This window comes from Burkholderia sp. E168m23 (assembly GCF_016586125.1).
Classification (GTDB): Bacteria; Pseudomonadota; Gammaproteobacteria; order Burkholderiales; family Burkholderiaceae; genus Burkholderia; species Burkholderia orbicola.
In genome coordinates this window covers 1-7,800 of sequence record NZ_BCPP01000247.1, presented here as the reverse complement: position 1 = coordinate 7,800, position 7,800 = coordinate 1, and the positions used below count along the sequence as shown (strand labels likewise).

Here is a 7,800-nt window from a genome sequence, read left to right as displayed (position 1 = left end):
GTGATCGGTCGCGGTCGTATGCAGCTGGCCCGACTGCAGCCCGCGCCACAGCGCCTCGCGATGCTCGGCCGAGCGGAACGGCGGGCTCATCACGTGGGCCGCCGCGCGCGTCCAGTCCGGATCGCGATAGACGGCCTCGTCGATCACGAGGTGGCCCGGCAGCACTTCGCCGAACACACGCAGCCCTTCGCTGCGCGCACGGGTGATCACGTCCACCGCGTCCTTCGCCGACACGTGCACGATATACACGGGCACGCCGAGTACCTGCGCGATCCGGATCGCGCGGTTCGCGGCCTCGCCTTCCACCTCCGGCGGCCGCGACAGCGGATGCGCCTCCGGCCCCGTGATCCCGCGCGCGAGCAGCGCCTTTTGCAGCTGGAACACGAGCTCACCGTTTTCCGCGTGCACGGTCGGCAGCGCGCCGAGTTCGAGCGAACGCGTGAAGCTGTTCACGAGCACCTCGTCGTCGGCCATGATCGCGTTCTTGTACGCCATGAAGTGCTTGAAGCTCGACACGCCATGCTCGCGCACGAGCGTGCCCATGTCGCGGTGCACGCTGTCGTCCCACCACGTCACGGCCACGTGGAAACCGTAATCGGAAGCCGCCTTCTCGGCCCAGCCGCGCCATTCGCGGAACGCATCCATCAGCGGCTGCTTCGGGCTCGGAATCACGAAGTCGATGATGCTCGTCGTGCCGCCCGACAGCCCGGCCGCGGTGCCCGAGTAGAAATCGTCGCTCGCGGTGGTACCCATGAACGGCAGTTCCATGTGCGTGTGCGGGTCGATACCGCCCGGCATCACGTACTGGTCGTGCGCGTCGACCACGGTTGCGCCGGCCGGCGCGTCGATCTGCTCCGCAATCTGCAGGATCGTGCCGCCGTCCTGCGGGTCCGCGCAGAGCACGTCCGCGCGATAGGAGCGGTCCGCATCGACCACGGTGCCGCCACGAATCAGGATTGCCATTTCGTTGCCTCCTCGTTGACTGTCGGTGCCGCATGCCGCGCGCGAGCCGCATCCGGCCCGCGCGTGCGTCATGCGCTCGCGATCTGCGCGCGCTGTCCGGCGCGCCACTTCATCCAGGTGCCGTACACGCCCGACGCCAGCACGAGGCCGACGAACCACGCGTACGTGTAAAGCGTGTTGAAGAACGCCGGCACGTTCGGGAACGACGCCGGAAACGCCGTATGCAGGAAGCCCGGCAGGTTCGGCAGCACGCCGACCGCGAGCGCGACCAGCGCGGCCGGGTTCCAGCCGCGCGCATAGCTGAAGTCGCCGCGCTCGTCGAACAGTGCGCGTGTGTCGAGCTGCGTGCCGCGAATCAGGAAATAGTCGACCATCAGGATGCCCGCGACCGGCCCGAGCAGCGCCGAATAACCGACGAGCCAGGTGAAGATGTAGCCGTCCGTCGTCGCGAGGATCTTCCACGGCATCATCACGATCGCGATCGTCGCGGTGATCATCCCGCCCGCGCGGTACGAGATCGCCTTCGGCCACAGGCTCGAAAAATCGTATGCGGGACCGACCAGGTTCGCCGCGAGGTTGCAGCACATCGTGTCGAGCGTGAGGATCACGAGCGCGATGCCCACGCCGATGCCGGTCATCCGGCTCGTCAGGTCGATCGGATCCCAGATCGCGTTGCCGTAGATCACGACGGTCGCCGACGTCACGACGACCGACACCACCGACAGCAGCGCCATCGGCAGCGGCAGCCCGATCGACTGCCCGATCATCTGGTCGCGCTGCGAATGCGCGAAGCGCGTGAAATCGGGAATGTTCAGCGCGAGCGTCGCCCAGAAGCCGACCATCGCGGTCAGGCCCGGCCAGAAGGTCGCCCAGAAGAGTCCGGCCTTCTTGCCGCCCGCCGCGAACTGCGACGGCGCCGACAGCATCGAGCCGACACCGCCCGCCTGCGACGTCGCCCACCACACGAGCGCCACGCACATCACGACCTTGATCGGCGCAGACCAGCTTTCGAGCCAGCGGATCGAATCGGTGCCGTGCCAGATGAAATACAGCTGCAGCGCCCAGAACACGAGGAAGCACGCGAGTTGCCCGAACGAGATGCCAACGACAGGCAGCGCCGCGCCGTGCAGCGCGTTGCCGGTCAGGATGTTCAGCAGCGTGTAGATCGCGCTGCCGCCGAGCCAGGTCTGGATGCCGTACCAGCCGCAGGCGACGATCGCGCGCAGCAGCGCGGGCAGCTTCGCGCCCTGCGTACCGAACGACGCGCGCACGAGCACCGCATACGGAATCCCGTGCTTCGCGCCTGCATGGCCGATCAACAGCATCGGCACGAGCACGATCAGGTTGCCGAGCAGCACCGTCATCACCGCCTGCCACGGCGACATGCCTTCCTGGATCAAGCCGGCCGCGAGCATGTACGACGCGATGTTCATCACCATCCCGACCCACAGCGCCGCGAAGTGGTACCACTTCCACGTGCGCTGCGCCGGCGTCGTCGGCGCGAGGTCGTCGTTGTACAGGCTGCCGCCGTGCGCCGCGGCGCTGTCGGGATCGGCGGGATTCGCTGCGTGATTCATCGAACACACTCCACGAAAACGTCAGCGCCGGCATCGTGCGACGCCGGCCCGGGGAAACGAAAAGCGGCGGCGCAGTCCATGCCGCGCCGCCGGACCTCGGTCAGGCCGCCTTCGCGTGCTTCTCGGGCGCCGCCGCCGGGCCACTCGCACCAGCCTCCGCGCTCGCCGGATTGTTCGGATGCGTGGTCCAGTTCGCGTAGTCGCCCGAATCGACACGCTCCATCGTGATGCATTGCTCGACCGGACACACATGCATGCAAAGATTGCACCCGACGCATTCCGAATCGATCACTTCGAAGTGCCGCACGCCGTCCTTCGTCGCCGTGATCGCCTGATGCGACGTGTCCTCGCACGCGATATGGCACAGCCCGCACTGGATGCAGCGATCCTGGTCGATGCGCGCCTTGATGTCGTACTTCAGGTTCAGGTATTTCCAGTCGGTCACGTTCGGCACCGCGCGGCCGCGAATGTCGTCGAGCGTTGCGTAGCCCTTCTCGTCCATCCAGTTCGACAGGCCGTCGGCGAGATCCGACACGATCCGGAATCCGTAATGCATCGCGGCGGTGCACACCTGCACGCTGCCGGCGCCGAGCACCATGAACTCGGCCGCATCGCGCCACGACGAGATGCCGCCGATGCCCGAGATCGGCAGGTTCGGCGTTTCCGGGTCGCGGGCGATCTCCGCGACCATGTTCAGCGCGATCGGCTTGACCGCCGGCCCGCAATAGCCGCCGTGCGTGCCCTTGCCGTCGACGGTCGGCATCGGCGCCATCTGGTCGAGATCGACCGCGACGATCGAGTTGATCGTGTTGATCAGCGACACGCCGTCCGCGCCGCCCTTGTACGCGGCGCGGGAGCCCATCCGGATATCGCTGATGTTCGGCGTGAGCTTCACGAGGCACGGCAGCTTCGTGCCTTCCTTCACCCAGCGCGTAACCATCTCGACGTATTCGGGCACCTGCCCGACCGCCGCGCCCATGCCGCGCTCGCTCATCCCGTGCGGGCAGCCGAAGTTGAGTTCGACCGCGTCGGCCCCGGTGTCCTCGACGAGCGGCAGGATCCATTTCCAGTCGCGCTCGTTGCACGGCACCATCAGCGACACGATCAGCGCGCGGTCCGGCCAGTCGCGCTTCACCTGCGCGATCTCTCTCAGGTTCACGTCGAGCGGACGGTCGGTGATCAGCTCGATGTTGTTCAGCCCCGCGATGCGCTGGCCGTTCCACTGCACCGCGCCGTAACGCGAACTGACGTTGACGACGTGTGGATCGAGCCCGAGCGTCTTCCAGACGACGCCGCCCCAGCCCGCCTCGAAGGCGCGATTGACGTTGTAGGCCTTGTCGGTGGGCGGCGCGGACGCCAGCCAGAAGGGATTCGGCGAAGTGATGCCTGCGATGGTGCAGCGAAGGTCGGCCATGTTCGGCTCCGTGAGAATGGGGGCGTGTTCGGTGTGCGTGCGGTCAGGCCGCCTTCGCGTCGCGCGCGGCAAGCGTGGCGTCGATCGACGCGGCCGTGCGCTTGCCGTCCTGCACGGCCTGCACCGTGAGGTCGACGCCGTCCGTCGCCGCGCAGTCGCCGCCGGCCCATACGTCCGGCAGCGCCGTGCGTCCGTCCGCATCCACCGCGATACGCGTGCCGTCCGCAGTCAGCAGCGCGGCTTCGACACCGTCCGGCGCCAGCGTCTGGCCGATCGCCTTCAGCACCATGTCCGCGCCGACGGTGAAGCGCTCGCCCGATGCGCCTTCGAATTCGACGCCCGTCACCTGCCCGTCCGTGCCCGCGATGCGCATCGGCTTCGCGTGCGTGACGAGCGTGACGCCGCTCTTCTGCGCGAACTCGCGTTCGGCCCACGTCGCGCTCATCGCGTCCACGCCGCGCCGATACACCATCGTCACGCGCTCCGCACCGAGCTTGCGGCTCTGCACCGCCGCATCGATCGCCGTATTGCCGCCGCCGATCACGACCACGCGCCGCCCGACCGGCACGTTCTCCAGTCCGTCCGCCTGCCGCACCTGCTCGATGAAATCGACCGCGTTCATCACGCCGCCCAGTTGCTCGCCGTCGATCGCAAGCGCACGCACGCCGCCGAGGCCCATCGCAAGGAATACCGCGTCGTGCTGCTCGCGCAAGGCGTCGAGCGTCACGTCGCGGCCAAGCGCCACTCCCGTTTCCAGCGTGATGCCGCCCACCGACAGCAGCCACTCGACCTCGCGTTGCGCGAAATCGTCGACGGTCTTGTACGCGGCGATCCCGTATTCGTTGAGGCCGCCGGCCTTCGGGCGCGCGTCGAACAGCGTGACACGATGCCCGGCGAGCGCGAGCCGGTGCGCGCACGCGAGCCCGGCCGGCCCCGCGCCGACCACCGCCACATGGCGACCCGTCTCGGGCGCGCGCCGGAACTGCACCGCGCCGGTCTTCACCGCCCAGTCGGTCGCATGCCGTTGCAGCGCGCCGATCGCGACGGGCTGCGCGTCCTGATGGTTGCGCACGCATGCGCCTTCGCACAGGATCTCCGTCGGGCACACGCGAGCGCACATCCCGCCGAGCGGATTCGCGGACAGGATGTCGGTCGCCGCGCCTTTCAGGTTGCCGTTGCCGATCTTGCGGATGAAGCTCGGGATGTCGATCTGCGTCGGGCACGCATGCACGCACGGCGCGTCGTAGCAGTAGTGACAGCGGCTTGCGGCGGCCGCCGCGGCAGTCGGATCGAGCAGCGGCGCGATATCGGCGAATTCGCACGAGAGTTGCGTGGACGACAGGCGATGCGCGGCGATATCGCCGGTTGGCTGGGTGGTCATACGCGTTCCTTCGACTGGGTGGAGACAAAGCCGTCCCCGCCGGCTGCGGATGCACAGTCGGGGCGGTCATGCTTAGGAATGCAAATATCTGACGTGATGCAGCCTCACGGCCGCTACGGTCGATCCATCACGAGGCCGGCTCGCATGCGCGCGACAGCATCGCGTGCAGCAGCACGTTCGCGCCGGCCTCGATCCATGCGGGCGTCGCGTCCTCGATCTCGTTGTGGCTGATGCCGTCGATGCAGGGCACGAACACCATCGACGTCGGCGCGACCTGCGCCAGATAGCACGCGTCGTGGCCCGCACCCGACACGATGTCGCGATGCGAGTAGCCGAAGCGGTCGGCCGCGCCGCGCACGGCCGCCACGCACTCAGGATCGAACGCGACCGGCTTGTAGTAGAAAATCTGCTCGAGTTCGGTTTCGAGCCCGATGTCGACCGCGATGCGCGCGACGCCGTCGCGCAGCGCCGCATCCATCTTCGCGAGCACGGCGTCGTCCGGATGACGGAAATCGACGGTGAAGAACACGCGGCCGGGAATCACGTTGCGCGAGTTCGGGTGGACCTGCATCATGCCGACCGTCGCGCAGCCGAACGGGGCATGATCGAGGCCGATCCGGTTGACGAGGTCGACCACGCGCGACGCGCCGAGCAGCGCGTCACGGCGGCGCGGCATCGGCGTCGGCCCCGCGTGCGCCTCCTGGCCGGTAAACGTGATCTCGTACCAGCGCTGCCCCTGCGCGTCGGTCACGACGCCGATCGTCTTGCATTCCGCTTCGAGAATCGGCCCTTGCTCGATATGCAGCTCGAACGCCGCGTGCAGCTTGCGCCCGCCGCACGGCACGTTGCCCGCATAGCCGATGCGTGCGAGCTCCTCGCCGATCGTCTTGCCGTCCACGTCCTTGCACGACAGCCCGTATTCGAGCGGAAACACACCCGCGAACACGCCCGACGCGACCATCGCGGGCGCGAAGCGCGAGCCCTCCTCGTTGGTCCAGATCACGACCTCGACCGGATGCTCGGTCTCGATGCCGTGATCGTTCAGACTGCGAATCACCTCGAGGCCGCCGAGCACGCCGTAGATACCGTCGAAGCGCCCGCCGGTCGGCTGCGAATCCGCGTGCGAACCCGTGACGACCGGCGCCGCGTCGGCCACGCGGCCCGCGCGACGCATGAACACGTTGCCCATCGTATCGACCGTCACCGTGCAGCCGGCGGCCTTCGCCCAGCCGACGATCAGGTCGCGGCCGGCCTTGTCGAGATCGGTGAGCGCGAGGCGGCACACGCCGCCCTTCGGCGTCGCGCCGATCTTCGCGACTTCCATCAGGCTGTCCCACAACCGCTTGCCGTCGACCCTGATCGACGTGTCGAAAGCTGCCCGCTTCACTGTTTCCGATACCGCGCTCATTCGTATCGCTCCTGGGGGGTCGGTGATGTCGCCAGCCCGGTCTGTGCCGGTGCGTGCGAGGCCTGTTTCGGGGCACGCCGCACGGATGCGGTGCATGTCCGTCGATGCAGGCAACGCGTTAAATCCTGTCCGATTGGACAGGTTTTAGACGATCAAAATGACCAGCGCAACGTCTTTCTTGCGTGACGCGACAGAGCGAGAAACGTGCCATCGCAACGCAGCATCGTCGTGACTGCAGCGTCGCCACATCCGTGCGCGCGACGCGAATCAGCGGCTAGAATGAAGCCCAACGCGGCATGGCCGCCGCGCGAGGGTAACGATGAGACATGACGAGGCGGCAATCGCAGCCACCGACCGTGACGAAACGCCGGCGCCTTTGCGGCGACGCAAGGCGCATATTCGCGAGTCCAACGAAGCGCATCTGCTCGCGTGCGCGGAAGCCGTATTCGCGGAACGCGGGCTCGCCGGCGCCAGCACCGCGATGATCGCAGAGCGCGCCGGCCTGCCGAAGGCGAACGTGCACTACTACTTCCCGACCAAGCTCGCGCTGTACCGCCGCGTGCTCGACGACCTGTTCGAGGACTGGCATCGCGCGGCCGGCTCGTTCGAGGCCGACGACGATCCGGTCGAAGCGATCGGCGGCTACGTGCGCGCGAAGATGACGCTGTCGCAGCGGCGCCCGCTCGGCTCGAAGGTGTGGGCCAACGAGATCATCCACGGCGCGGAGCACATGCAGGACATCCTGTCGCAACGCGTGAAGCCGTGGTTCGACGCGCGCGTCAGGGTGATCGAAGGCTGGATCGCGCGCGGGCTGCTCGCGCCGATCGACCCGCACGCGCTGATGTACCTGATCTGGGCGACCACGCAGCACTATGCGGATTTCGATGCGCAGATTCGCGCGCTGAGCGGCAAGCGCGCGTTCACGAAGAAGGCGTTCGACGAGAAAACCGAGCAGGTCGTGCAGCTCGTGATTCGCGCGTGCGGCGCGGTGTCGCCGAACGCGAAGCCTTAGCGCGATACGACGCTTCCATCGAATAAAAACGGGCGGCGCGCATCA

At 67.6% G+C, this 7,800-nt stretch carries 6 protein-coding genes; 1 reads left to right on the top strand and 5 read right to left on the bottom strand.

Annotation, left to right across the window (positions count from 1 at the left end; translation table 11 throughout):
• The 5 genes from JMF90_RS14835 to JMF90_RS14815 all read right to left on the bottom strand — a co-directional run.
• A partial coding sequence (locus tag JMF90_RS14835) for an amidohydrolase family protein (protein WP_201325195.1) occupies positions 1 to 963 on the bottom strand: 963 nt, incomplete at its 3' end.
• A gap of 68 nt (positions 964 to 1,031) precedes the next feature.
• Positions 1,032 to 2,540, bottom strand: coding sequence for an NCS1 family nucleobase:cation symporter-1 (locus JMF90_RS14830; protein WP_201317481.1), 1,509 nt, complete (start codon positions 2,538 to 2,540; stop codon positions 1,032 to 1,034).
• Positions 2,541 to 2,640: 100 nt separating this feature from the next.
• Positions 2,641 to 3,954, bottom strand: coding sequence for an NAD-dependent dihydropyrimidine dehydrogenase subunit PreA (preA, locus tag JMF90_RS14825; protein ID WP_201317482.1), 1,314 nt, complete (start codon positions 3,952 to 3,954; stop codon positions 2,641 to 2,643).
• 43 nt (positions 3,955 to 3,997) lie between these two features.
• Entirely contained in the window at positions 3,998 to 5,335 is a 1,338-nt protein-coding gene (locus JMF90_RS14820) for an NAD(P)-dependent oxidoreductase (protein ID WP_201317483.1), read from the bottom strand.
• A 127-nt stretch (positions 5,336 to 5,462) separates the two neighbouring features.
• Positions 5,463 to 6,743, bottom strand: coding sequence for a Zn-dependent hydrolase (locus JMF90_RS14815; protein ID WP_201317484.1), 1,281 nt, complete (start codon positions 6,741 to 6,743; stop codon positions 5,463 to 5,465).
• 319 nt (positions 6,744 to 7,062) lie between these two features.
• Between JMF90_RS14815 and JMF90_RS14810 the strand changes: the two genes are divergently transcribed.
• Entirely contained in the window at positions 7,063 to 7,755 is a 693-nt protein-coding gene (locus JMF90_RS14810) for a TetR/AcrR family transcriptional regulator (protein ID WP_011545791.1), read from the top strand.
• Positions 7,756 to 7,800: the final 45 nt, after the last annotated feature.